Below are 26,319 nucleotides of genomic sequence, written 5' to 3'. Positions count from 1 at the left end.
TGATACACCGAGGTGCCTGCATCGCAGGCAAGCCAGCTCCCGCAACAAGCAGCTCCCACACAAGCCAGCTCCCAGGCAGGCCTTAGATGTGGGCCAAGGCTCGCGCCAGGTCCGCACGCAAATCCTCCACGTCCTCGACGCCCACCGACAGCCGCACCAACCCATCACCAATGCCCAATTGGGCCCGTGTGGCGGCGGGGATGCTGGCGTGGGTCATGATCGCCGGGTGTTCGATCAGGCTTTCCACGCCCCCCAGGCTTTCGGCCAGGGCGAAGATCTTCACGTTTTCCAGAAAGCGTGTGGCGCCAGCCAGGTCACTGTTCAAGTCCACTGAAATCATCCCGCCAAAGCCGCGCATCTGCCGACGTGCCAGTTCGTGCTGTGGGTGGGACGCGAGGCCTGGGTAGTAAACCCGAGAGACTTGCGGTTGCTGTTCCAGCCAGGTGGCCAACTCCAGTGCGTTGCTGCAATGACGCTCCATGCGCAGCGCCAGGGTTTTCACGCCGCGCAGGGTGAGAAAGGCGTCGAACGGGCCGGCGATGGCGCCCACCGAGTTCTGCAGGAAACCCAGGCGCTGCGCCAGTTCAGGGTTATCCCCGACAATCGCGATGCCGCCGATCACATCCGAATGGCCATTGAGGTACTTGGTGGTGGAATGCACCACCACATCAAAACCCAGTTCCAGCGGTCGCTGGACCCAGGGGCTGGCAAAGGTGTTGTCGGCCACGCAGAGAATCCCGCGCGCCCGGCAGATGCGCGCGATGGCGCCAAGGTCGGTGAGGCTCAGCAGCGGGTTACTCGGCGTTTCGACCCAGACCATGCGCGTGTCGTCCTGCAAGCTTGCTTCAAACGCCCGCACATCACTCAGGTCGACAAAGCTGAAACGGTGCCCGGCGCTGCGTTGGCGCACCTTGTCGAACAGCCGGAAGGTGCCGCCATACAGGTCATTGCCGGAGACCACGTGCGCGCCCGCATCCAGCAGTTCCAGCACCGTCGAGATCGCCGCCAGCCCCGAGGCGAACGCGAACGCCTGGGTGCCGCCCTCCAGGTCTGCCACGCAGCGTTCCAGAGCAAAGCGGGTCGGGTTGTGCGAGCGCCCGTAGTCGAAGCCTTTGTGCACACCGGGGCTGTCTTGCAGGTAGGTGGAGTTGGCGTAGATCGGCGGCATCAGCGCGCCGGTGGTCGGGTCGGGGGCTTGCCCGGCGTGGATGACACGGGTGGCGAACGCGCTTTTATCGGGCTGGCTCATGCAAGAGATCTCCGCAAATGGTTGAGCAGATCGACGCGGGTGATCAGGCCATGGAAGCCCGAGGCGTCGGCGATGATCGCGACCAGGCCGCGGTCCAGTTCTTCCTGGAGTTCGGCGAGGCTGGCGCTGGGAGGCAGGGTTTCGAGGGCTTCGGTCATGGCGCTGGCGACGACCATGTTGAAATCAGCCGCATCGTGGTGCAGGCCCAGCAGAATGTCGGACTCATCGATCACACCAACCAGTTGCTTGCCATCCACCAGCACCGGCAGTTGCGACACATCCGCCAGGCGCATGCGCTGGAAGGCCGTCAGCAGGGTGTCGTCGGGGCCTACGCTGATCACGCGGCCGTCTTCAAAGCGCCGGGCAATCACGTCGCGCAGGTCGCCGTAATGGGTGTAGTGCAGCAGCCCCGCATCCTTCATCCACTGGTCGTTGTAGACCTTCGACAGGTAGCGCGTGCCGGTGTCGCAGACAAAGCTGACCACACGCTTGGGCGAGGTCTGTTCGCGACAGTAACGCAGCGCGGCAGCGAATAGTGTGCCAGTGGATGAGCCGCCAAGGATGCCCTCGGCCTTGAGCAACTGGCGGGCGTGGTCGAAGCTCTCTTCATCGCTGATGGAGTAGGCGTGGCGCACGCTGGAGAGGTCGGCAATCGACGGGATGAAGTCTTCACCGATGCCTTCCACCGCCCACGACCCCGGCGGCTGCAGCGTGCCACTGCGGCTATATTCAGCCATCACCGAACCCACCGGATCGGCCAGCACCATCTCAAGCGCAGGTTGCACGCGCTGGAAAAAACGGCTCAGGCCGGTGAGGGTGCCGGCCGAGCCGACGCCCACCACAATTGCGTCGACGTCGTGCTGGGTTTGCGCCCAGATCTCCGGCGCGGTGCCTGTCTCGTGGGCCAGCGGGTTGGCCGGGTTGTTGAACTGGTCGGCGAAAAACGAATCCGGGATGTCCTGTGCCAGGCGCGCAGCGACATCCTGGTAATACTCGGGGTGGCCCTTGCCCACGTCGGAGCGGGTGATATGCACCTCGGCGCCCATGGCCTTGAGGTGCAGCACTTTTTCCGTGGACATCTTGTCGGGCACCACCAGCACCACGCGGTAGCCCTTGGCCCGGCCGACCAGCGCCAGGCCCAGGCCGGTATTGCCGGCGGTGGCTTCGATGATGGTGCCGCCGGGGCGCAGACGGCCGTCGCGCTCGGCGGCGTCGATCATGGCCAGGCCGATGCGGTCCTTGATCGAACCGCCGGGGTTTTGCGACTCCAGTTTGAGAAACAGTGTGCAGGGGCCGGTATCGAAACGGCTGACCCGAACCAGCGGCGTGTTGCCGATCAGTTCTAGCACGGCGGGGCGTGGGAGGCTGGGCATGGTGTCACCTGTTACGGGTTGACGTAGGTGGGACAACAAAGTGCAAAGCGTGCCTTGGACCATAGGCCGGGATCGCACCGGTCGCAACCGGGCGGCCCGCCGCATGTCTGTTTTTGGCGCATCAGCCGGGTAGCTTGCACACCTGCTGCAAGCGCCTGACCACCGCGTCGCTGGCCGCTTGCATCGGCGCGCGCAGCTCGCGGCTGATCAAGCCTTCCAGGGCCAGCGCAGCCTTGACCGGCGCCGGGTTCGGCTCGATAAACATCGTGTTGATCAGCGGCAGCAGTTGGAAGAAGGTCGCACGGGCTTCGGCCAACTGGTTATCCCGCACCTGTTGCCACAGCGCGACGAATTGCTCGGTGTGCACATGGGCCGACGCCGCAATCGCGCCGCTGGCGCCCAGGCACAGCGCGTTGAAGATGTGCAGGTCTTCGCCGCACAACACATCCACCTGACCGCTCGCCAGCAATGCCAGGGTATTGGCCAGGTTGCCGCCACAATCCTTGATCGCGACGATGCGCTCGTGCGCGACGATATTCAGCAACGTGGCTTGTTCGAAGGTCGCGCCGGTACGGTAGGGAATGTCGTACAAGATGATCGGCACACTGGACGCATCCGCCACCGTGCGGAAAAACGCCTCCAACCCTGCCTGGGATGGGCGGATATAACTGGGCGCCGGCACCAGCAAACCTGCGACCGGACGCTGGAGGATGGCCTGCTGGAACTGCAGCAATTCAATCTGATTGTTGCCCGACAACCCCATCACCACACGCTGCGCGGGCACCAACTGCAACACCGCATCCAGCACCGCCAATTGTTCCTGGCGGCTTAGCGCGGCGGCTTCGCCGGTGGTGGTGCACACCATGATCCCGGCCACATGCTTTGTCAGCAGATGGCTGACCAGGCGGCGCAGGCCGATAAAGTCGATGGCACCGTCCTGGAACGGCGTGACCACGGGAACCCAGATACCTTGAAACGCTGACATGCACTTTCTCCTGATGATTGACCGATCAAGTCACCGTCAGAAGGGCAGAGGCAATTGTGCAGAGGGGGGGAGACCGTCGCGCTCAATGTCCTGTCAGCTCATCTGACGGGACAGCGCGCCCCGGTCACATGAGCGACTGTTTCTTCGATTTGAGGGCGTGCGCCACGCAACCTTGCGCCTTGGCCACGGAGCCAATGACGGAAAGGTTAACCAGCGACTTAGCAGACATGAATTGTCACACCCTGAATGAGGCGCTCATCTTCAGGGGATGTGAACGAATGTGTCAAGCCCCGGCGACGGCGGCTTCAATCGCGGCAATGTCGATCTTGGTCATGCCCATCATCGCGTCAAAAGCGCGCTTGGTGGTGGCCGGGTTGGGGTGGGTGACCGCTGCGGTCAGTGCCCGTGGCGTGATCTGCCACGACAGCCCCCACTTGTCCTTGCACCAGCCACAAGCGCTGGCCTGGCCGCCGTTATCGATGATGGCGTGCCAGTAGCGATCTGTTTCGGCCTGGTCATCGGTGGCCACCTGAAACGAGAACGCTTCGCTGTGGGGGAAGGCCGGTCAGCCGTTGAGGCCCAGGCAGGGGATGCCCATGACGGTGAACTCGACGGTCAGCACATCGCCTTGCCTACCTGCCGGGTAGTCGCCGGGGGCGAGGTGTACCGCTTGCACGGCGCTGTCGGGGAAGGTCTTGGCGTAGAAGGTTGCGGCTTCCAGGGCGGTGCCGTTGTACCAGAGGCAGAGGAGTGGAGTCACAATTGTTGCCCGAGCAGCCCAAATGCCGTTAACCAGCCACACACTTATGGGGTTCTGGTATCAGTCCTATGCGATTCACCCGGTTTATCCATCAATGCGTGAGCAGGTAGTTTGCTCTCAAAGCAATCACGCACTGATTTTTCGGGAGACTCCGCACGATGAGATCCACACTGAAAACCCGTCTCATGGCCGCGATGATGGGCATGTCCGGCGCTGAACTCCAGGCGGCAGACTACAAGATGGCCTGTAGATAGCCGCCAACGTCTACACCCCGGCGAACTATGACGCGGCTAAGAAATGGCCTGGTACGGCGCAACGGCTACCAGGACTCCCAAGTCGCGACCATCCAGGAGCGCCTGCAACAAGCCTCGGCCGCCCGCGCCCAGGACGCCGGCGGTGGCGCAGTGGTGTACACCGGCGACGTCAAATTGACCGATGAACAAGTCCCCAAACTGCCGTATGACCTGTATCGCCAAGGCTTTGAGTAGTACGGCAAGACCCACGCGCACCCGAATTCAACCTTCAAGTACACCTTGAGCAGCCTGCTGGACCTGATGAGCTTCGACGCCACCGACCAGATCGGGTTGATCGACAAACCGCTGCTAATGATCGCAGGCAGCAAGGCCGACAGCCTTTACATGTCTGAGCAAGCCTTCGCCAAGGCCACCGGTACCCAGGACAAGCAGTTGTTCAAGATCGAGGGTGCCACACACATCGAGACCTATTGGGCGCCCGCTCGGCGTGGCATACGCATCGGGCGGGGCAGCGTTTGGTGGTGATGTCGGGCGTGGGGTTGACCCAGGAGTGGGGCAAACCTGCGCAGCGCATCCAGCACATTCAGAGGCGTGTGATATGGCTGCCCCTTGGCGAGAGGCAGCGCGCATTACTGCAAAGGCACATAAATATCGGTCTGCCATTGATCCTGCGGTGTCTCGGGGAAAATGCTCAGATACTCGAAGAACAGCGGATGGTCCCGCAGCTCCTCGCCGCTGGTAGGCAGCCAGTCGCGATAGATCGGATAGATCGATTCGCCGATATGATCCGGCGAGCCCACGTGACGCACCACCACGCAACGCCCGCCAGGGATAACCCGCTCGGTTACGCCGAACTCATTCGCGGCGACGGCCTCGTGAATCTCGCCGCAGATTGCAAACCGGAACTCTTCGGCCGGGGTCGTATCGGGGTTGCCGAACGGAATACCAAAGCTGCGACTGGAGGCCACCGGCGACTGCCTGCTCTGCATGCGCCATTCGATAAATTTACGCACGCTCTCTCCCACGAGCGCGGGCGCTCCGCGATGCTCCAAGGCTGCAACCCGGACTGCGCAAAACTCGACGATTCGTATCTGCATGATGATGTTCCTGGAAAAGTGAGGGATGGTGAACACCGCACTCCAGACCTGCCAATTCGGTTGTTTCCTGAAGGCACTCGGCGTCGTACCGAACGCGCGCCTGAACGCCCTGGAAAACGCTTCGGGGCTTTCGAAACCCGCACCGAACGCGGCGTCCAGCACCGAGTAGTCCGCGCCGGAAGACAAGCAATGCGCTGCGCGTCGTAGTCGCATCAGTTGCACATAACGCGAAACAGGCACGCCAACGAACGCGGTGAATTGTCGGTGGAAGTGAAACGCCGAAAAATTCGCGACCTGGCTTAACGTGTTCACCGACAAGTCACCTTCAAGATTGGCGTCGATGTAGGCGAGCACCAGGTCGAAGCGTTTTGTGTAGGCGGCGTTGCTCGGCAAGTCAGGCACTGGATGGAGGCTCCGGAAGATACGGTAGGCAGTAGAGTCGACGAGATCGGCGTGCCCGTGCCTAGCCGTGTTTGCTCAGCTTGCAATTGAATTGACGGATCGCTTACTCCGGAATTCCGCTCACCGTATGCACTACGCGCATTGCACAAGGAGGTCGCGCCCCTTGCGGTTCGACCTGCTCGCATTGCTTCAGCAACGGATAGGCATCGGCAAACTTCATGGCCGCCACCTGTTCGGGGTGCTGCTGCGAAACAAAACAGTGCTCGAACCGGAAGGCGGCATACACCTCGGGCAGCAAGGCCGGGTAGTCGTAAACCTCGTCGACGATACTCTTCAACATCTGGGACATCGGCCCGTTGACCGCAGGGGAAATCCTGGAGAGCAGCTCATCCTTGGCGACGCCCGCTTGCCTGGCCTCAATAGCTTGTTTCGACGCACCGATGGAGGCCTGCATTCCCTGCGGAAACGGACAATCAGACGCCGCCCATGCAGAGGCCGACGCCATGCAACTCAGAACAGTGAAAACAGCGGCCATCCTTGCCATGAATTTTCCTCGGTTGTCGCAAGCGTTGTCGAAATAGGCTGCGGATTTTAACGGATGTTGGTTGATGATGGGGTTCCGTTGAACGGGTTCGTTTTGGGCTGCGTTCTGGCTCTCATGGCGGGCGAGAATCGGCCAAAAGCGGACACCAACAGCGTCTACGAACGCCGGGGCGATTCACTCTCGGTTGAAAGCAGCCTGTCAATAACGGGGAAACTCCCTAAAACCGCATCCATCCGTCACATCCCACCTTCAGCCCCGGCCCAACCCGCCGATAACCCTACTATTCGCATGCCTATCCCTGCCCACCCTTGATCGAGTCGACCACATGAACCCACTTACCCTTCTAAAAAAAGCCCGGGCCGATCGTCAAGGCACCGCCACGCTCACCAGTACTGCCAACGACCTGGACGCCGCACTCACCGCCTTACGCATCACCCCCACCCTGATCACCGGCTTTATCTCGCCGCATCTGGACATCGACGTAATCGCCGCCAAGCTCAAACGCCGCTTCCCCCAATCCACCATCAGCCTCTGCACCACCTCCGGCGAACTCTGCAATGCGCCCAATTCGTTGTATTGCGCCACCGGCGATCGCTGGGATCGGATCGTGTTGCAGTTGTTCGACGACAGTCTGATCGCCTCGGCCGAGGTGGCGATGGTGCCGTTGGAGTGTGAGGACATTCGCGGTGGCGGTAAGCGGTTGGGAATGCAGGAGCGAATTGCCAAGTTGGTGTCCAATATCAAGCGAGTGCAGGTACGCACGTCGATTGATCATCGCGATACGTTGGCGTATGTGGTGTTCGACGGGTTGTCGGCGTCGGAGTCGTTTTTTATGGAGGCGCTTTATGAGTCGGGGCGGTTTCCGTGTTTGTTTGTAGGGGGATCGGCCGGGGGTAAGTCGGATTTCCAGAAGACGCTGATTCATGACGGTCAGCGCAGCTATCAGAACCATGCACAGATTGTGTTCCTGAAGACGGCGGCGCATGTGCGATTTGGGGTGTTCAAGAGCCAGAACTTTAAACCGGCGGATTTGACCTTCAGTGTGCTGACCGCGTCGGTTGAGGACCGCACGATTGACCAGGTGATCGACAGCAACGGCAATATCAAGAGCATGGTGCAAGCACTGTGTGATGCTTTCGGTTGCGCGCCCCAGGCGCTGGAGTCGAAGCTGGCGGACTATTCGTTTGCGATTCGGGTGGGCAGTGAGTTGTTTGTACGATCCATCGCGCGTATCGATTATGAGCAGCAGATCGTGCAGTTGTTTTGCGACGTGGCGCCGGGCGAGGAATTGGTGATGGTGCGGCGTACGCCTTTGCGTGAGGCCACGCGCCTGGACTATGAGCAGTTCCTGCGCGGCAAGGGTGGCCAGCCGGTGGCGGGGATTTTGAATGACTGCATTTTGCGCCGGCTGAACAACGGCGCCGAGCTGGGCAGCATGGCCGGCATTTTTGGTGATGTACCGTTGGCGGGTTTTTCGACCTTTGGGGAGATTTTGGGCTTGAACCTGAACCAGACGTTGACGGCGATTTTCTTCTTTCGGGTGGCCAAGGGTGCGAGTTTCAGTGATGAGTACGTGGACAATTTCATCGCCCATTACGGCGAGTTCAAGGCATTTTTCCTACGGCGCCAGGTGAAGAAGTTGGCGGGGTTGAACCATGTGGTGGTCAAGCAGATTACCGCGTTCAAGAACAATGACTTCAGCAATACCCTCAATACCCGTGGGCTGGACCGCAATATCCTGCCGGTGTTCGAAGGCTTGGCAGACTTAGGCATGGTGTTGGCCCATGCCGAGCGTCAGCAGGAGGACATCGCCGCGCAGCTCAAGCATTACTCGGGTGAGTTGCACGCGTCGATGGATGAACTGGTGGGTACGATCGACCAGCAGAACGCCGTGTCTGCCCAGGCCGGGACAACGGTGGAAGGGCTTTCCAGCCAGGCGGATGTGGCGGTAGAAGGTGCGCGCACGCTGGCCGGGTCGAGTTTGCGTATCCAGTCGATTGTGCAGGTGATCCAGCAGATCGCCGGGCAGACCAACCTGCTGGCGCTTAACGCCGCCATTGAAGCGGCGCGCGCGGGCGACCTGGGCCGGGGTTTTGCGGTGGTGGCGGATGAAGTGCGCAAACTGGCGGAAATCACCCGTAAGAATGCGGCGGAAATCGGCGTGGATATTGACCTGCTGTCCAGTGAGATCCAGCGCGTTGCCCAACAGATCGAAGACCAATCCACCGGCGTCGGCGCGTTGCGCGAAATGCTCGATGCACTGGAGGCGTCGAGCCGCGCGACCGAGGGTACGGCGCAACGCACTAAAACCATTGCGGATACGTTGACCGGGCTCACCCATGCCTAGGCGCAAGCCGAGTCGCCAGGGCTACAACGCTCATTGGCAAGTGACGCCCGATTAGCGCCCCATGAGTGGGTAGTGCTCGATGCGACACGGATGCGGGTGGCCGTCGCCCTTGCAAATCCCATCCAGATACCGGTAGTCAATCTGCACCGACTGGCCTTTTCGAGGCCATTGCCGACGTGGGAGGGTGTTCTGGTAATCGGTGGTTTCCGGGGTGAAGGTGACCGTCGAGCCTTGCTGGGGACATTGCGTGGTGGGGGAGGTCGGGGCGACCTTGAGGATCCGCCCCTGCAGCTGTGGGTAGGGTTGTTTCAAGACGTTGACGATCTGTACGTCCAGCCGGCAAATCTGCCAGCTCGCCGCGTGGACGGGGCTGCACAGGGTGGTGAGCGCAAGGGCCAGCGCTGCGTATGTTTTCATGGGCTAAATGTCCAGATCCTTGGAACAAGCAACCTGGCAAGGCCCTGAACTTCCGTCAGCTTCTGGCTGACTTAGTCTTTGGCGCCGGGTCAGTTGGGGAGTGGTAGCACTATGCCAATTACCCAGCGGCCAATACAAGTCTTATGAATTTGAGAGGGGGCCTATAGGGATATAGGTGTAAGCAATAAGCCAGAATGACTTTAGATATGCAGTCGCATGCTGTGAGCCTTGACTATCGGGCTGAACTAGAACCGCGCCGGCGGTCCGCTTCTGGCCGATGCTGTTGAAAAAGTCGGTTCTTCCAGACTGCCCGCATACTGATCGCTGAAAACGCCTTTTTTGCACGCAGCTACGCGAAATCTGAGCCCGGAGTACTCTGCTCAATGCAAAGATTTCAATCTCAAGTGCGTACTTTTCTACCGTGGAAACCACGGCCGACTTTTTCAACAGAATCGGCCGAAAGCCGCCCCTCAACACCGCGGCGTTTTCGTCCGGAAAAAAACGCCATTCATAAATGTCTGAAAGAGGGCGCGCAGGCACCCACCTCAAGGACGATACAACCCTGTCGCATCCCGCCAGTACAAGGTTTGCTCGAACTGAAAGCTAATGAGAAAGAGCGCCGAACACGACTGGAATATGGATTGAGCGAGTTTATCCAAATCTTCCATTGCCGATTCCCCCTCTGGTTCGGGCCCTTTGATTCTAATGGTGCAACGCACAGCGACAGGGAAGTCGATCCCCATTTTATGCTCGGCATAAATCGTTGGGTCATCGCGTACGCCATGGGTGCTCAATTTGAGTCCCGAGGTAAATTCAGCGTACAGCCCATTTTCTGAGACCTCGATTTCCAGAGCACCAGCCTGCGCAAGTGCTTTGCTCAGCGTCGAAATGGTGAGCGTACTGTCAGCTTCCAGGCACAGATCAAGACTCATGAATCGTTCCTCTTCCTTGGCAACACAAAGCGGTGGCCGGTCAACATGCAAATGTCCTTGTGCGCTCGCACCCAACTAGCCCGCTGGCGTATGCAGACGAACGTAGTAATTGTCGAACTCGCCGCTTTCGACGAACTGGAAACCGTGGCGGGTGTAAAAACGATTCGAGGCACTCTGTTTCAGCGCGCCGACTTTAATCGGTAGTGCAACGGCATCCGCTTCGTTGAATAGCTGGGCAAGTACCGCAGAGCCGATGCCCGACCCTTGTGCGTTGGGTCGCACATACAAGTGGTCGAGCAACCATTCGCTTGGACGCTGTCGGACCACTACAAAGCCGACCTTTTCTCCCGACACTTCGATATAGCGTGTGTCGCGGGCTTCAAAACTGCCAACAAACCGCTCGCGGGCACGCACCGGATCGAAGCGTCCGACCTGCTCCAGGCTGTCGCGCATGGCTTCAATTCGAATGGCAACGAGATCGTCCAGGTCGCTGTGTTGTGCAGGGACTAACAGGGCAGGGGGATTGGGGGTGATAGGCATAGTTGCACGCGAGGTTCCATCCTGGGGTGGCCAGTATAGGGGCTATTCAGAAACGCGTGCGTTGGGACTGCAATGGCTCCAACGCATGCGTTTCCGGGCGGGTAGCCGTAGGTCGGAGCGCGGTCAGAAGGTGTATTTGGCGGTGACGCCGAAGCTGCGCGGGTTGCCGTAGGTGTCGGTGGAACCCCAGGTCGGGCTGGTGGCAATGGCCGAATAGTAGGTGCGGTCGAAGATGTTGTTCACGTTCAGTTGCAGGTCCAGGTGCTTGTTGAGCTGGTAAGCGGCCATCACGTCGGCCACGGCGTAGCTGCCTTGTTCCAGGCGATAGGTGCTGCCGTTTGCGAGGGCGACATCGTTGTACATGCGGCTCTGCCAGTAGAGGTTGCCGCCGACCCGCAGTTTTTCCAGGGGGCCCTGGAAGCGGTAGGAGGTGGTCAGCTTGAACAGGCGTTCCGGGGTATCGGTGTCGAAGCGCTGGTTTTTGTTGCTGGCGCTGTCTTTGACGTAGTGCGCACGGGTGTAGGTAAAGCCGCCGCCGACTTGCCAGTTTTCGGTGAGGGCGCCTTGCAGTTCCAGGTCGATACCTTGGCTGCGTACCAGGCCGGAGGCTTCGGAGCAGCTCTGTTGCGGGCAGCCTGCCTGGGTCGCAGGATCGGTCGCACGGTTTTTCTGGTCGATCTGGAACACCGCCAGGCTGGCGTTCAGCGCACCGTTGAAGTACTCGCCCTTGATGCCCATCTCGTAGTTTTCACCAACGATGGGTTCCAGCACCTTACCGGAAAAATCCTTGTTGCTTTGCGGGGTGAAGATGTCGGTGTAGCTGGCGTAGACCGAGTGGTGGTCGTCGAGGTCGTAGATCACACCGGCATACCGCGTGAGGTTGCGGGTGACCTTGTAGTCGCCGTCGCCCTGGCGGTCGTCGTAGTCATACCAGTCGACGCGCGCGCCGAGGATCACCTTGAGTGGGTCGGCAAGGTTGAGGCGGGTGGTCAGGTAGACGCCGTCCTGGGTGGTGATGGCGTGGGTCTTGCCGTCGCGTACGAAGTCGGGCTTGGCGCCATTGAGCGGGTAGTTGGTGTCATACGGGCTGTATTCCTTGGAAGTGGCGTCGTAGATGCGCTTGCTGGTGCCGACCACCACTTCGTGAGTGCGGCCGAACGCTTCGACCGGGCCGCTGGCGAAGGTGTCGAAAGCGTATTGCTGGTCGTCCTGGTGCGATTGGTAGACGGTGCGTGCCAGGGTGGTCTGGTAGCGCGACTGATAGCTGCCGCTGAACACACCGTCGAGTTGCGAGGCGGAGCCGGCGACCTTGAGTTTCCAGCCGTTTTCGAAGCGCTGTTCGACGTCGCCGAATACGGTGTCGATGGTCAGTTTCTTGTTTTCCCAATCGGTGCCGGGGTTGGTGGAGCGGGGCAGGTTCAGGTGATGGCCGTCGGTACCGATGGGCAGGCCGCCCCAGAAGAGGTTGGTCTGGTCTTCCTGGCGCGACAGGCCGAGGGTCAGGGTGGTGTTTTCGCTCAGGTCGGCTTCGGTGATGCCGTAGAACAGACCGTGGTTGCTCTCTTCACCGTCGCGGAAGCTGTTGGCGTCGCGGTACGAACCGACCATACGCCCGCGCAAGGTGCCGCTGTCGTTCAGCGGGCCGGAGGCATCGAGTTCACCGCGATAATCATCCCAGCTGCCGGCGGCCCCGGTGATCGACACTTGCGGCGTGGCGGTGGGGCGCTTGCGCACGAAGTTGATCGCCGCCGACGGGTTGCCAGCGCCGGTGACCAGGCCGGTGGCGCCGCGAATCACTTCCACGCGGTCAAACATTGCCAGGTTGGGCTGCACACTGTTGCTGTAGCCGGAGTAGGCGCTGGGCAGGCCGTCGAACATCATGTTGTCGATGTCGAAGCCGCGCGAGCTGTAGGTCTGGCGGCCCGGGCCGCTGGCCTGGCTGAGGAACAGGCCGGGGGTGTTCTTGACCACGTCGTTGACGCTGGTCATGGCTTGGTCGTCCATGCGTTGGCGGGTAATGACGGTGCTGGCTTGCGGGGTTTCACGCGGGGTGAGCTTCAGCTTGGTGGCTGTGGCCATTTCGCCGGTGGTGTAGGACTGGGTGCCTTCGGTAGTTTCACCCAGTTGTTGCCCGGAGATTTCGGTGGCGCCGAGTTCCAGCGGTGCTGCGTGGGTGTCAGCGGCGGCCGCGAACGCGGCTTGAGGGCTGGCGATACAAATGGCCAGGGTCAGCAGGCAGGGTGAAAAACGGCCGCTGACGGAGGGTTGTATGGACATGCAGGTTGCTCTCCCCAAAATGCCGTCCCTGGCAAATAATAAAACGGTTGATAATTATTCGCATTAGGTTGGCAGCTTACGTCCTGTAATAAAAGCCTTAGCAGAGAGATAGTTAATAAAATTTTCACATTTGGCGGGGCACTGCGAACGTGCATTTCAAGCGGGGGGTATCGCAGCGGCGCACGTATCCGCTGCGATACAACACAGCACCTCAGAACGCCATTCTCAGTCCCAGCGTACCTTGCCGACCGTTGAAGGCATTGCTGTCCAGGTTGCGGTTGAAGCCCACTTCGCTGTACAGGCTGATGCCCGGCGCCACCGTGAGGTCGGCGCCGAGGCTGACGCCCATCGTAGTGGATTTCTGTTCGGTATCGATGTCGGTGACATCGGCAAAGGTCACCGTGTTTTTACCTCCACGGGTGTGCCAGATGTTGGCACGGGCATAGGGTTGCAATGGCATGCCACTGACCTGGTAATCACCGCGCAGACGTGCGCCGAGGCGGCTGGTGACGGTGGTGTCGGCTTTATACGCAACGTCGGAGATACCGTCGTTTTGGCTGTCCAGTTTGGTCTTGCCGATGATTAGTTGGGCCTGGGGTTCGACGACCCAGTTGGCTACCACCGGGAAAGACCAACCCACTTCCGCCGAAGCAGACACGTTATGCCCACGGGTTTTCATCTTCACGCCACGGTCCGACTCGTTGTGGCCGTCGAGGCGCGAGCCCATCAACACCAGGTCCAGATAAGCCCGGTTGGCGCCGATCAGTGTCCAATACACACCGAGGCTGTCGCTGCGCAGGGTGGTGCTGCCGGCGTCCTTGTCCTGCCAGCCGTCGTTGAAACCCTTGATGTCGCCCTTCAAACGGCTATGGCCGACGAAGAACCCGGCGTGGTGCACCTTGCCGTCGTCGGTGGCGAGGGTAAAGAGGTCGGTGCCCACATTAAACCCGGTTGTGGAGCTGTCCAACGTGGGGTTTACCGTGCCGGCGAAGCTTTGCCGGCTGCTGCTGCCGTAGACCCGGCCCCATCCCGTGTGAGGTAGGTCGGTCTGTTGCTGGTTCTGGTCACCCATGCGTTCGTGGTAAGTGCCAAGCATGCCCTGGACAATTTGCTGGGCGGCCGGAAACAGTGCGGCGTAGATCGATACTTCGGAGCGGTAGATTGGAATCGGGGTGATGACCGGGTTGGGCGGCAGCGGCGGTGTACCTGGCACCGGTTCCGGGAGCGGCGTGACGATCACCGGGTCCGGTGGTGGGATAACCGGTACCGTGGAGCGCAGGTAGTAGTTTTCTGCGGTGCCGTCGGTGACGCCACCCTTGAACAGATAGTAGTTAAATGCCCCTGCGGAAACGGAATGGGCCAGGCTAAAGGCACCGGCGCTACTGGTCGCACCGTTGGTGGCTTGCACTACCTGTATCCCGTCTTGCAACGAGCCTGCGCCCGCGCCGCCGAGGTTGGTGATGTCGATCTTGCTGGAGCCCTGGATCGTGCCTTTGCTGACCACCAGCTTGTCGCTGGCTGAGTTATCCGGCCCCAATACGGTCTGCAGGGCGAGCGTGCCGCCGGTCCCGATGTAATTGCCGTTGACGGTCAGGACGTCCGTGGCAGTGGTACTGCCGGTGGTCATGTCGATCATTCCGCGGTTAGTCAGGGTTGCCAACTGGTTGCTGTCAAATGCGCTGATGGCACCGGTGTTGACCAGCAGTCTGCTGCTGCCGTTGAGCGTCATGGCGCCGGTTCCCGTACCGGCATCGCCCAGTACAAAGGTGCCTCTAAGGGTGAAGGTGGCGTTGTTGTCCAGCGTCACCTGTTCCCAGTTGGTATAGCGTCCGGGAGTGGTGGCCTGGGTGTTGTCGAATGTCAGCGTGTCGGTGCCCGTACCGCCGTCAATCAGTGAGGTAGAAGACACAAGGGGTTCATTCAAGTTCTGTAGCAGCGCCGTATCGTTGTCGGGGCCGAGCAGAATGAAGCCGTTGATTTTGCCGCCACCGATCCAACTGAAACGATCGTTGCCGGTACTGGCGAGGATTTGCCCGTTGATGGTGCCGCCAGTGACGGTGATCGTGTCCACGCCACCGCTGGTGCTGACATTGCCGCCGATGTAGGCGGTGCCCGAGATCAAAATGGTGTCGTCATCAAAGCCGGTCACCAGGTTGTTGATGATGGTCCCGCCACTCATGTCGAACAGGTTCTTGTCGAGCTTCATGTCCACCCGACCGATCGTGCCGCCGGTCATCTTGGCATCATCACCGTCCTCGAACGCACGGGTAATCGTGCCGCCACTCATGGAAAACTTGTCGTGCCCGTCGCCCTGGGCCAATGAGTCAATCGTGCCGCCACTCATGGAGAAATCGTCAACGCCGGCCCCCTGGTTGATCGCGCCTGCCTGGCCACCGCTGACCTGCGCAACATCGGTCCCCGAGCCCTGGTTCACAGCCCCGGTGATCGTGCCCTTGTTCAAGCGAAAGATATTCGCGCCATCCCCCATGTTCACCGCGCCGTTGATCTGCGTGTCCGGTGCGTCCAGTTGCACCAGATCGTTGCCTGGGCCCAGGGTCACATTGCCATTGATCACGCTGTTGCCACTGGGGAACAACACTTGGTTGTCGCCGGTCGCTGCGTTGATGCCGGGGTCGGTGCCACTGGTACAGGTAAACACCTGGCCGGTGGCAGGGCTGCCGCTGACGACACAGGCGCCTTGGGACAGCAGCGGCCACGCCGCGAGGATCGCCGACGTGGCGAGGCCGAAGTACAGCGGGGGGCAAGTGCGTATACGCATAATCCGTCCTCATGAATGAGCAATGCGGCTCAAACCATGACAACGTGATGCGCGATATGGATCAGGGAATACGGGGTACCTGCTCAAAAACACCGGCCAATGCAAGGGGTTGGCATGGTTTTCTCGACTGCACCTCAACCTGTGCAGCGCTGTTGCCACCTTAGTAGCAGATTCCAGCGCCCGCCACTGTGAGAATTGACAGGTATAGACGAGTGCGTGCCTAGACAAACACGATCTCATACGGGTCGCGCATGCGTTCCAGCAACACTTGCGCAAGCATGGGCGCCAAGCCAATCTCGGGGTCGCCCACCAACTGGCTGGCGTAGGCGTGGGCAGCGTGCAGCTTGCGCGCCACGCTCCAGGTATCCAGGCGTACCTTGCGCGCCCGTTGCCAGGGGATCACAGACGCCTCCCGCGTTGGCCAGTGCCACGCCCAGATCGGTAGCTCGTACAGGCGCGCCCCCACCAGGTTGCATGCATGGGCGGTGGCGCGACCGACTGCATCATGGTCGTCGTTGCCGTCGTTGCGCCAAGTGGTGAAGACCACATCCCCCGGCTGCAGGTAGCGGGCAATGAACTGGCCCAACGGTTGCTCGCGGGCGGCCAGGGCGTTGTCGCAAAAGCCGCCGCGAATCCACTTCAGGCTATGCAATGGCATGCCCAGGCGGCGCAGCGCCTCGACGCTTTCCTGGGGCCGCACCACGCTCAGGCGGCTTGCCGGCCACACGCTGGAGCCGGGGTGGCTGGCGCTGCCGTCGGTCACAGAGATCAGTTGCAGCGGATGATCCAGGGTGCTCAGCAGTTGCAGCAGACCGCCGCAAGCCAGCACTTCATCGCCCGGATGCGGGGCGACCACCACCACGCGGGTGTCCCGTGGTACCAGCGAAGTCGGATTGATTACGGGGATTTGCGCCAGTTGCGGGGCGCTGTTCCAGATTTGCGCCGGGCCGCGGCGGCCGTCGCTTAAGGAGGCAGGCTTCATGGGTGTCACATCCTTGTCGATTGATGCGGGTCGTACCCCGTTGACGGGACGACACTCTTTTATTCACTCCAGGCTCCGCTGGCGTGACTGCACGGCACTCCAACCCTGGAGTGCCGGCAAGGCGACTTGAGCATAGTCAACGATTGGTCGCTTTTACATCTTGGGATGTCGTTTTTTTACCGACTTGGTGGCTGGGTCACACCTCCTCTTCGTATTGCAGCTCAAACAACAGCAGCGAACGCCCAGTGGCCGCGTACTCGTGATCGAACTCGAAGCGTTCCTGGCCGCGCACGGCGGTCTGGTTGGTGTCGACCATGCACGTCCAGAAGCCGCCTTCAGGCACCGGCGGCAGGCGGAAGTTGACCATGTCGTGGTGCGCATTCACCACCAGCAGCAAGGTGGCATCGGCACCTGGCCGACGAATGCCGGTTTCCTGGGCACGGCCGTCCATCAGCATGCCCAGGCAGCGGCCATGGCTGTCCTGCCACTGCTCGGTGGACATCTCATTGCCATCCGGCGCGAGCCAGGTGACGTCCTTGACGCCGATGTCTTCGTTGTAGTCGCCCACCAGGAAACGCCCACGGCGCAGGATCGGGTACGCCAGGCGCAGCTTGATCAGGCGTTTGACGAACTTGAGCAGGGCCTTGCCGTCTTCGTCCAGGTCCCAGTTGACCCAGCCGATTTCGCTGTCCTGGCAATAAGCGTTGTTGTTGCCATGTTGCGTACGCGCGAACTCGTCACCCGCGACGATCATCGGCGTGCCCTGGGCCAGCAGCAGCGTGGCGAAGAAGTTGCGCATCTGGCGCAGGCGCAGCTCGTTGATTTCCGGGTCGTCGGTGGGGCCTTCGACGCCGTGGTTCCAGGACAGGTTGTTGTTACTGCCGTCCTGATTGTTCTCGTCGTTGGCCTCGTTGTGTTTGTCGTTGTACGACACCAGGTCGTGCAGGGTGAAACCGTCGTGGGCGGTGATGAAGTTCACCGAGGCATAGGGCCGGCGGCCACGATGGTTGAACATCTCGCCGGAGGCGGTCATGCGTGCGGCGAAGTCGGCGAGTTGGCCGTCATCGCCTTTCCAGAAGGCGCGCACGGTGTCGCGGAAACGGTCGTTCCATTCCACCCAGCCCGGCGGGAAGTTGCCGACTTGATAACCGCCGGGGCCGCAATCCCAGGGTTCGGCGATAAGTTTGAGCTGGCGCAACACCGGGTCCTGGCGGCAGGCGACGAGGAAACTGTGGCGCTCGTCGAACCCCTCGCGGTAGCGCCCAAGGATCGTCGCCAGGTCGAAGCGGAAGCCGTCGACGTGCATCTCGTTGGCCCAGTAGCGCAGCGAGTCGGTGACCATTTGCAGCACGCACGGGTGGCTCAGGTCGAGGGTGTTGCCGGTGCCGGAGTCGTTGATATAGAAGCGCTTGTCATCCGGCATCAGGCGGTAGTACGAGGCGTTGTCGATACCGCGCATGGACAGGGTCGGGCCGCGCTCGTTGCCCTCGGCGGTGTGGTTGTAGACCACGTCGAGGATCACTTCGAGCTTCTGCTCGTGCAGGTGCGCGACCATTTCCTTGAACTCGGCGATCTTGCCGCTGGCCAGGTAACGCGGGTCGGGGGCAAAAAACGCGATGCTGTTGTAGCCCCAATAGTTGGTCATGCCTTTTTGCAGCAGGTGCTGGTCGTTGACGAACGCGTGCACTGGCAGCAGTTCGACGGAGGACACGCCGAGCTGGCGGATGTGCTTGAGCACATCATCTTCCATCAACCCCGCGCAGGTGCCACGCACGGATTCGCCGACGCTGGGGTGGCGCATGCTGATGCCGCGCAGGTGGGTTTCGTAGATGATCGTGCGGTCCCACGGCACCCGCACCGGCTGGTCGTTGCCCCAGGTGTGCGCCGGGTCGATGACCTTGCACTTGGGCACGAAGGGCGCGCTGTCGCGTTCGTCGAAACTGAGGTCGTCGTCCGGGTGGCCGATGGTGTAGCCGAACAGCGCCTCGGACCATTTGAGCGCCCCGACCAATTGCTTGGCATAAGGGTCGATCAGCAATTTGTGATGGTTGAAACGGTGACCGTTGGCCGGGTCATACGGGCCGTACACGCGGTAGCCGTAGATAAGCCCCGGGTGGGCGTCAGGCAGGTAGCCGTGGAAGGTTTCATCGGTGTATTCGGGCAGCTCGATGCGCTCCAGCTCCACCTCGCCGCTGTCGTCGAACAGGCACAGCTCGACCTTGGTCGCGTTGGCCGAGAACAGCGCAAAGTTGACGCCCAGACCGTCCCAGGTAGCGCCGAGGGGGAAGGGCAAACCTTCACGAATCCGCGACGGCTCGTTTTTAGGCGTCGATGGGGTGTTGTCGGGTTTGCTCATTGAGTTGCTCCTGCAGAATTTTTTCGGGACGAACGCGGCCGTGCTGACGGTGGTCAGGTGAGCATTGAATTCAGAGTGAAATGCGCCCCCTGTGGGAGCGGGCTTGCCCGCGAATGCCGAGTGTCAGTCAGTGCATCGATTGCTGACCCAGCGCCTTCGCGGGCAAGCCCGCTCCCACAGGGAAGTGCGCTTAACTGGCCGGTTTGCGCGGGGCCTTGGGTTTTTTCTCGGCGGGCGGCTTGGCGGCTGGCTTGGGCTTGGCCGCCGCTTTCGGTTTGGCTGCCGGCTTAGGCTTGCTCGGCGTCAAAGCTTCGGCTTCCGCCAGCTTGCGTGCCATCTCCCAATGGCGCGTGTCCTGGCCGTGGGGTTTGCCCTCCGACTCCCAGATCTGGTGTGCCAGTTCCCGTATGCGTTTGTCTTCAGTACTCATCGCAATGCTCCTCACAGAAAATGTTCAGCTCTCTTGATCATCAGGATTAATAAAGACGTTGACCGGGAAATCCCCCAGGGCAGTGCTCAGCGGCAGCTCCTTGTTTGGTGTGACTGCGCCTGTGTGGAAAAGTCCCTTCCATTTTTGTGTCGTGGCGGCGAACGGTAGTGTGACCCGTGTATCGCCCCAAACCTGCGCATTGATCTGGGGAAACACACCGTTTTCAAGCAGGCAATGGGACCAGCGTGGCACCACCACCACGAGGTATTTGCCCTGGTGTTCGCGGGCGAACGCGACAACGTGCGCGGCGTGTTTGCCCAGCACTTGCAGCGGCGTGTAGCGGCCACTGTGGAACAGTTCGGGGTAGGCCTTGCGCAGGGCCAAGGCCTGGGCGATCACCGCCTGTTTGATACGCCCGTCGCGCCAGTGGAACAACAGTTCGCCGATGTCCGGTGGGGAGCGCAACGCCTGTTGCCGGGCGTTGAAATCCACCGGGCGACGGTTGTCCGGGTCCACCAGGCTGAAGTCCCAGAACTCGGCGCCCTGGTACAGGTCCGGCACCCCCGGCACGGTGATGCGAAGCAAGGATTGCGCCAGCCCATTGATCGCGCCAGCCGGGGCGATGACCTGGGCGGCGTTGCCGATGGCGCTGCGCAAGGCGTGGCCTTCAGCGCTCAGCAGCAAGCGCGACAGGAAGGTTTCGACGCCGCGCTCGTAGGCCTCGTTGGGCGCGCTCCAACTGCTGTGCAACTTGGCTTCGCGCAAGGCTTTTTGTTGCCACTGCCAGAGGCGTTGTTGGTAACCCTCGAGGTCTGCACCGAGGTCCAGTGGCCAACTGCCCAGCAGCACTTGATAGAGGATCAGTTCATCGCCTGCGGCGGGGCTGGTGTCACTGCGCAACGGCGCGGCAAGGCTGCGCCAGTGTTCCACTTGCTCGGCAAACCACGGTGCGCATTCACTCAGCACCGCCAGGCGTGCGCGGCTGTCTTCGCCGCGCTTGTGGTCGTGGGTGGCGGTGGCCAGCAGGTTATCGGGGAAGCTCTGCAAGCGCTGCCGGTTGACGGCATGAAACTCGGCCAGCGGCGCACTGAAGTGCTCGGTGCTGAAGCCCACATCGTTGCGCGACAACAGCACCGCCGAACGATAGAACGCTGTGTCTTCCACCGCCTTGGCCGCCGCCGGCGAGGTCAGTTGCTGGAACCGTACGCAGGCATGCTTGAGGATCTTGCGCTCACGCCCCAGCGGGCGATCGCGCCAGGGTTGGCCGCCTAGCCAGTTGGCCAGGTGGTCAAGCACCGGCCAGTCGCCTTCGCCCAAGGTGCTGCGGGCGCCGTCCATGGCCTGCTGGAACACACGCTCATCGGCGGCACTGCGGCCGCGGGCGCTGATGTAGGTGCGGTACACCGGGAAATGCACGATCAATTCCTGCAAGGCACGGCGGATTGCGCCAAGGGTCAGGTCGCGGGTCATCACGTCGTCGCGGGCCACTTGCAGCAGGGCCTGGGCCACGCTTTCAAAGTCGCCGCCGAGGGAGCCGTTGAGGATTTGCTGGCGGGCCAGGCGCGCTTCCTCGATGAACGCCGACGGGCGCTCGCTGTGGCGCGTCCACAGCTCGGCCAGTGGGGCGAAGCCGTCCGGGTGATGTTGCAGCAACGACAGCTGGTTCATGAATTCGTAGCCGGTGGTGCCGTCCACCTGCCAGTCTTCACGCAGAGTTTCACCGTCGCCGAGGATCTTCTCGACAAAGATCGGCAAGTGCCGTCCGGGCGCCAACGAGTCCACGCGTCGGCGCAGCTTGCGGCAGTAGCCGCGTGGGTCGGCCAGGCCGTCGATATGGTCGATGCGCAGGCCGTCCACCAGGCCTTCGCTGATCAGTTCGAAGATCTTGCCGTGGGTGGCTTCGAACACCGCACTGCGTTCGACACGCAGGCCGCCGAGCTCGTTGACGTCGAAGAAGCGCCGCCAGTTGATGTCGTCCGCCGCCGTACGCCAGCTGGCCAGGCGGTAGGCTTGTTGTTCCAGCAGATGATGCAGGCGGTCGAAGTCGAACCTGGCCAACTGTTGCTCGATGGCGCGCAGGACCTGGTCCTCGCTGGCGCGTTCGGCCAGTAACTGTTTGAGCCGTGCGGCCTCGTGGTAGGCGTCGTCTTGATAGGCGAGGGCGCTGAAGCGCTCGGCCAGCGGCTGGAGCAACGGGTCGGTGCCGAGGATCGCGGGGTAATCCCGTGGGCAGATCGGGAAGTGGTGTTCGTAATGCGCGACGTAAAACGCGCCGTGGGCCGCATCAAATTGCAGGCTCACAGTGCCGCTCTGCAAAGCTTCGCCGTAATCGCTGCCGAGGAACGGCATGAGCAATTGGCCCTTGAGCAACGGGTCTGGCGAGTGCCACTGGATGTCGAAAAACTCGCTGTAGGGGCTCAAGCGCCCCCACTCCAGCAGGTCCAGCCACCAGGGGTTATCGGCGCCGCCGACGGCCATGTGGTTGGAGACAATATCGAGGATCAGCCCCATGTCGTGTTCGCGCAAAGCGGCCACCAGGCGCCGCAATGCCGCTTCACCGCCCAGCTCGGGATTGACACGCGTGGGGTCGACCACATCGTAGCCATGCATGGAGCCGGCGCGGGCGCTGAGCAGCGGCGAAGCATACAGATGACTGATTCCCAGCGCGGCGAAGTACGGCACCAGGGGCACCGCATCATCCAGGGTAAAGCCGCGATGAAATTGCAGGCGTTGGGTCGCGCGTAGCGGCAGTGTTTTCATCGGTCACGCTCGTAGGCCTGGTTGCGCGCCACGGCCAGCAGTTCCAGGCGGCGTGCGGCACCGGCGTTGTCGAGCAGGCTGGAGGCTTCGCCCGGCAAGCGTCGGCGCCAATTGGGGTGGGTGTCGATGGTGCCCGGCAGGTTGGCTTGCTCGTCCACGGCCAGGGCATCTTCCAGCGGCAGCAGCACCAGCGGCGCACGAGTGTGGCCCAGGTAACGCACGCTGGCGTCGATCATGTGGTCGGTTTCGTTGCGAATCTCATCGACGAAATTCTGCGGGTCCTGGCTCAAGGCCTGACGCAGCGCCTGGCGCTCGCGCAGGCGGTGTTCGCTCCATTGCTCGACAGTGGGCGCGTCGATCAGGCCGAGCTGGATATTCCACTCGATGTCGCGGCTGTGCCACCAGCCGTTGAGGGTTGGCAGGTCGTGGGTGCTGGTGGTGGCCAGGGCGTTGTCGGGCCAGTCGAGGATCGGCTTGAACTGGCCGTCGTGACCCTGTTCGAACAGCAGCACGCGCATGCCCAGGATCGAGCGGCCGATGAGTTTTTCGCGCAGGCCATCGGGCACGGTGCCGAGGTCTTCGCCGAGGACAATGGCTTGGTGGCGGTGGGATTCGAGGGCGAGCAAGCGCAGCAGGTCGTCCACCGGGTAATACAGGTAAGCGCCGTCCCGTGGCGAGGCATCCATGGGGATCACCCACAGGCGTTGCAGGCCCATCACATGGTCGATGCGCAAGCCGCCGGCGTGGGCGAAGTTGGCGCGCAGCATCTCGATGAAGGCGCGAAAGCCGTTGCGTTGCAGACCCTCCGGAGAAAACGCGGAAATCCCCCAGCCCTGGCCTGCACGATTGAGGATGTCCGGTGGTGCGCCGACGGTGAGGTCGGCGAGCAGTTCATCCTGACGGCTCCAGGCCTGGCTGCCACCGCCGTCGGCGCCCACGGCGAGGTCAGCGATCAGGCCGACGCCCATGCCACTGCCCCGCGCGGCTTGTTGTGCGCGTTCCAGGCAACGGGCGATCAGCCATTGGCTGAAGGCGAAATAACCGATCTCGCTGGCGTGCTCTGCGGCAAATTGTGCCAGTGCCGGGCTTTGTGGGTCGCGCCAATCCTGGGGCCAGTGGCGCCAGTCGAGATCCTCACCGGCTGCGGCGCGCGCGGCTTGTACGGCTTCGAAGCGGCAGTGGTTTTCGAGGGCTTCGCCGCCAGCCTGGCGGAAGCTGAGGAAGTCGGCGTGTTGCGGGTGATGGCCGTGGCGGAAGTCTTCATACAGCGCGCGCAGCAGGCGTTGCTTGGCTTTGGCTGCGCTGGGCCAGTCGATCAGGCTGTGTTGTTCCAGGTCGTGCAGTTCTTCCGTCAGGCCCAGGGCCTCGATGGCACTGCGCACTTCGCGTTCGCCGAGGATGCAGGCGGGCGAGGCGTACAGGCTGTTGAGGAACAAGCGGCTGGACGGCGAATACGGGCTGTAGCGCCCGGTGTCGGCGCTGAACATCGCGTGCATCGGGCTGATCGCCAAGGCATCGGCCCCGCGTTCGGCGGCCGCGCGCGCCAGGTGTTCCAGGGCCAGGGTGTCACCAAAGCCGCCGTCGCCCAAGCGACGCAGGGCATAGAGTTGGGCGCTGATGCCCCAGGCACGCGCGGGTTGGCTATGCACCGCTTCGGCCACGCTGTAGCAGTGGGTAGGCGCGACGGCGAGGGTGAAGGTCTGGCCAGCGATGTGCACGTGGTGATAGCCGAGGGCGATGACGCCGGGCAGTAGCGCATTGCCGTCGAGGCGCAGCTCCAGGGTGTCGCCGCCTTCAAGGCTGACCCGGCACAGGGTGTCGGGTTCGAAGTAATGCGCCAGGTTGAGGCTGTCGCCGCTGTCGACTGTCATCAAGGGCGGCAATTGCCTGTCCTGTTGGGCGTGCTCCAGTTGCAGCAGGCTGGCGTCGACCTCGGCGTCGCTGTCGGCGGGGTGGCCCAGGCCCTTGAGCACGGCGCGCAGGGCCTCGGGTTTGACGCGTTGTGGGCGGCCGTTGGCGTCGATCCAATCGACGGCCAGGCCCGCGCGGCTGGCGAGGATTTCCAGGTTCGCTTCGCTCAAGAGTGCTCTCCAACAGGGGATAGGGTGACGCGTGCGCTGTACGGCGGCAGTTGTGCGCCTTGGTCGGCAGGCGTTTCGAATAGCAGGTGTTCGGCGCGGTGATACGCGAGTGCGGTGGCGCTCAGATTGAGGTCGATCTGCAGCAGGCTGCCGTTGCCCAGGCGCCAACGTGCACTGACGGCGCCCTCGGCCAGCACCTGTGCGCCCAATGCGACGCTGCCGGGCAGGTGCGGCACCAGGTGGCGGTGGCGCAGGCTGAGCAACTGGCGATAGAGCCGGGCCTGGGGGTGGTCGGTGAAGGTCGGTGTCGAGTGTTCAAAGGTGCGCAGGGCGTTCGGGTCGGGAATGCGTTTGCGCAGCGCCGGTTCGTTGAATGCGGCGAAGTCGGCAAATTCATTGCGTCGGCCTTCGCGCACCGCTTCGGCCAGTTCGCCGTGGTGGTCGGTGAAAAACAGAAACGGTTCGCTGGCGTTGACTTCATCGCCCATAAACAGCAGCGGGATCATCGGTGACAGCAGCAGCAAAGTGGTTGCCGCCTGAAGTGCCTGGGGTGAGCAGAGTTGATGCAAGCGTTCACCGAGGGCGCGGTTGCCGATCTGGTCATGGTTCTGCAAGAACAGCACAAACGCGGTCGGCGGCAGATGGCCGCTGGGTTCGCCGCGTGTGTGGCCGTGGCGGGTGGTATCGCCCTGGTAGATGAAGCCTTCGCCCAGGCAGCGGGCGAGCTTGGCCGTGGTGTCGGTGGCGAAGTCACTGTAATAGGCGTCGGTCTCGCCGGTGAGCAACACGTGCAGGGCGTTGTGGCCGTCGTCATTCCACTGCGCGTCGAAATCGTGCTCGAGCAGGTTGGCCTGGTTGAATTCGTTCTCCAGCACCAACCACACGTGGCGGCCGGTATCGACTTGCTGGCGCACCCGTTGCGCCAGCTCCTTGAGGAACCCCGGGTTGTCGATGGCGTGCACGGCGTCCAGGCGCAGGCCGTCGAAGCGGTATTCAAGTAGCCACATCAGCGCGTTGTCGAGGAAGAAGTTGCGCACTTCACGGCGTTCGAAGTCGATGCCGGCGCCCCAAGGCGTGTGCACCTCTTCGCGAAAGAAACCCTGGGCGTATTGGCCCAAGTAATTGCCGTCGGGGCCGAAGTGGTTGTAGACCACGTCGAGGATCACCGCCAGGCCGTGTTCATGGGCGCTGTCGATCAGGTGCTTGAGCTGCTCGGGCGTGCCGTAGCTGGCGTGGGGCGCATAGGGCAAAACCCCGTCGTAGCCCCAGTTGCGTTCGCCGGGGAACTGCGCCAGTGGCATCAGCTCGATCGCAGTCACGCCCAGCTCGGCCAGGCGCGGCAGGTGTTGCTCTACGGCGGCGTAACCGCCCAACGCGCCGACATGCAGTTCATAGATCACCGCTTCGTGCCACGGACGGCCGTGCCACTGGCTGTGTCGCCATTGATAGGCGAGGGGGTCGACGACCCGGCTCCAGCCATGCACGTCCGTGGCCTGGGCCCGGGACGCCGGGTCGGGGACATCCTTTTCCCCATCGATATTGAAGCGGTAGCGCGTGCCTGCCGGGCAGGCTATTTCAGTTTCAAACCAGCCATCTGCCTGGGGCAGCATGGCGACGGACTTACCGTGTTCCAATTCAACGCTGACGTAATACGCGTCTGGCGCCCACAAGGCAAAACGCGTGTGTTGCGCGTCCAGCATGATTGCGCCGTGGGGCCAGGTTTCCAGAGTCCGTGACGGCATCTACAGAGACCT

General features: G+C 62.0%; 17 protein-coding genes and 3 pseudogenes. 3 read left to right on the top strand and 17 right to left on the bottom strand.

Annotated elements, in window-relative coordinates; genetic code table 11:
* Positions 1 to 82: 82 nt before the first annotated feature.
* The 4 genes and pseudogenes from PSH81_RS14490 to PSH81_RS14475 all read right to left on the bottom strand — a co-directional run bounded on the left by PSH81_RS14490 (position 83) and on the right by PSH81_RS14475 (position 4,370).
* Positions 83 to 1,249: a cystathionine gamma-synthase gene (locus PSH81_RS14490; protein WP_305390923.1), complete on the bottom strand. Its 1,167-nt coding sequence runs from the start codon at positions 1,247 to 1,249 to the stop codon at positions 83 to 85.
* Complete coding sequence (locus PSH81_RS14485) at positions 1,246 to 2,622, bottom strand: cystathionine beta-synthase (RefSeq protein WP_305390922.1); 1,377 nt, start codon at positions 2,620 to 2,622, stop codon at positions 1,246 to 1,248. Before PSH81_RS14485 ends, PSH81_RS14490 begins: the two co-directional genes overlap by 4 nt.
* Before the next feature lie 121 nt (positions 2,623 to 2,743).
* On the bottom strand, positions 2,744 to 3,607 hold the full coding sequence (gene dapA / locus PSH81_RS14480; protein WP_226456943.1) for a 4-hydroxy-tetrahydrodipicolinate synthase: 864 nt from the start codon (positions 3,605 to 3,607) through the stop codon (positions 2,744 to 2,746).
* Positions 3,608 to 3,890: 283 nt separating this feature from the next.
* A pseudogene (locus PSH81_RS14475) lies at positions 3,891 to 4,370 on the bottom strand (VOC family protein).
* Between the two features lie 296 nt (positions 4,371 to 4,666).
* Here PSH81_RS14475 and PSH81_RS14470 point away from each other — a divergent pair.
* Both PSH81_RS14470 and PSH81_RS27570 read left to right on the top strand, forming a co-directional pair.
* Positions 4,667 to 5,128, top strand: a pseudogene (locus tag PSH81_RS14470) (alpha/beta hydrolase); the annotation flags it as partial.
* A pseudogene (locus tag PSH81_RS27570) lies at positions 5,095 to 5,196 on the top strand (cupin domain-containing protein); the annotation flags it as partial. The pseudogenes PSH81_RS14470 and PSH81_RS27570, both read left to right, overlap by 34 nt.
* 54 nt (positions 5,197 to 5,250) lie before the next feature.
* Here PSH81_RS27570 and PSH81_RS14465 read toward each other — a convergent pair.
* Complete coding sequence (locus tag PSH81_RS14465) at positions 5,251 to 6,120, bottom strand: GyrI-like domain-containing protein (protein ID WP_305390919.1); 870 nt, start codon at positions 6,118 to 6,120, stop codon at positions 5,251 to 5,253.
* 103 nt (positions 6,121 to 6,223) lie between these two features.
* Positions 6,224 to 6,664 (bottom strand): hypothetical protein, encoded by a 441-nt coding sequence (locus PSH81_RS14460; RefSeq protein WP_305390918.1) that lies wholly within the window; start codon positions 6,662 to 6,664, stop codon positions 6,224 to 6,226.
* 325 nt (positions 6,665 to 6,989) lie between these two features.
* Here PSH81_RS14460 and PSH81_RS14455 point away from each other — a divergent pair, with 325 nt between their 5' ends.
* Entirely contained in the window at positions 6,990 to 9,011 is a 2,022-nt protein-coding gene (locus tag PSH81_RS14455; RefSeq protein ID WP_305390916.1) for a methyl-accepting chemotaxis protein, read from the top strand.
* A gap of 51 nt (positions 9,012 to 9,062) precedes the next feature.
* On the opposite strand, the gene PSH81_RS14450 is transcribed toward PSH81_RS14455, so the two are convergent.
* From PSH81_RS14450 to treZ, 11 genes are all read right to left on the bottom strand, one after another.
* Positions 9,063 to 9,428, bottom strand: a complete 366-nt coding sequence (locus PSH81_RS14450) for a hypothetical protein (RefSeq protein WP_115486834.1) — start codon at positions 9,426 to 9,428, stop codon at positions 9,063 to 9,065.
* Between the two features lie 545 nt (positions 9,429 to 9,973).
* Positions 9,974 to 10,360 (bottom strand): hypothetical protein, encoded by a 387-nt coding sequence (locus PSH81_RS14445; protein WP_305390914.1) that lies wholly within the window; start codon positions 10,358 to 10,360, stop codon positions 9,974 to 9,976.
* A gap of 75 nt (positions 10,361 to 10,435) precedes the next feature.
* Positions 10,436 to 10,900, bottom strand: a complete 465-nt coding sequence (locus PSH81_RS14440) for a GNAT family N-acetyltransferase (RefSeq protein ID WP_305390913.1) — start codon at positions 10,898 to 10,900, stop codon at positions 10,436 to 10,438.
* Between the two features lie 123 nt (positions 10,901 to 11,023).
* Positions 11,024 to 13,177: a TonB-dependent siderophore receptor gene (locus PSH81_RS14435; RefSeq protein ID WP_305390912.1), complete on the bottom strand. Its 2,154-nt coding sequence runs from the start codon at positions 13,175 to 13,177 to the stop codon at positions 11,024 to 11,026.
* 211 nt (positions 13,178 to 13,388) lie between these two features.
* Entirely contained in the window at positions 13,389 to 15,956 is a 2,568-nt protein-coding gene (locus PSH81_RS14430) for an autotransporter outer membrane beta-barrel domain-containing protein (protein ID WP_305390911.1), read from the bottom strand.
* 220 nt (positions 15,957 to 16,176) lie between these two features.
* Entirely contained in the window at positions 16,177 to 16,938 is a 762-nt protein-coding gene (locus PSH81_RS14425) for a PIG-L deacetylase family protein (RefSeq protein WP_226456926.1), read from the bottom strand.
* 196 nt (positions 16,939 to 17,134) lie between these two features.
* Positions 17,135 to 19,294, bottom strand: coding sequence for a glycogen debranching protein GlgX (gene glgX, locus PSH81_RS14420; RefSeq protein ID WP_305390910.1), 2,160 nt, complete (start codon positions 19,292 to 19,294; stop codon positions 17,135 to 17,137).
* 190 nt (positions 19,295 to 19,484) lie between these two features.
* The gene (locus tag PSH81_RS14415; protein ID WP_192300453.1) at positions 19,485 to 19,724 is read right to left on the bottom strand and encodes a DUF2934 domain-containing protein; all 240 of its coding nucleotides are present in this window, start codon (positions 19,722 to 19,724) and stop codon (positions 19,485 to 19,487) included.
* Between the two features lie 24 nt (positions 19,725 to 19,748).
* Entirely contained in the window at positions 19,749 to 22,484 is a 2,736-nt protein-coding gene (locus tag PSH81_RS14410; protein ID WP_305390909.1) for a malto-oligosyltrehalose synthase, read from the bottom strand.
* Entirely contained in the window at positions 22,481 to 24,565 is a 2,085-nt protein-coding gene (malQ, locus tag PSH81_RS14405) for a 4-alpha-glucanotransferase (protein WP_305390908.1), read from the bottom strand. The genes PSH81_RS14410 and malQ overlap by 4 nt, the downstream gene beginning before the upstream one ends.
* The gene (treZ, locus tag PSH81_RS14400) at positions 24,562 to 26,307 is read right to left on the bottom strand and encodes a malto-oligosyltrehalose trehalohydrolase (RefSeq protein WP_305390907.1); all 1,746 of its coding nucleotides are present in this window, start codon (positions 26,305 to 26,307) and stop codon (positions 24,562 to 24,564) included. The genes malQ and treZ overlap by 4 nt, the downstream gene beginning before the upstream one ends.
* Between the last annotated feature and the right edge of the window lie 12 nt (positions 26,308 to 26,319).

The organism is Pseudomonas sp. FP2335 (genome assembly GCF_030687535.1).
Classification (GTDB): domain Bacteria; phylum Pseudomonadota; class Gammaproteobacteria; order Pseudomonadales; family Pseudomonadaceae; genus Aquipseudomonas.
The sequence above is the reverse complement of the archived record's forward strand: the minus strand, read 5'-3'. Positions and strand labels throughout refer to the sequence as shown.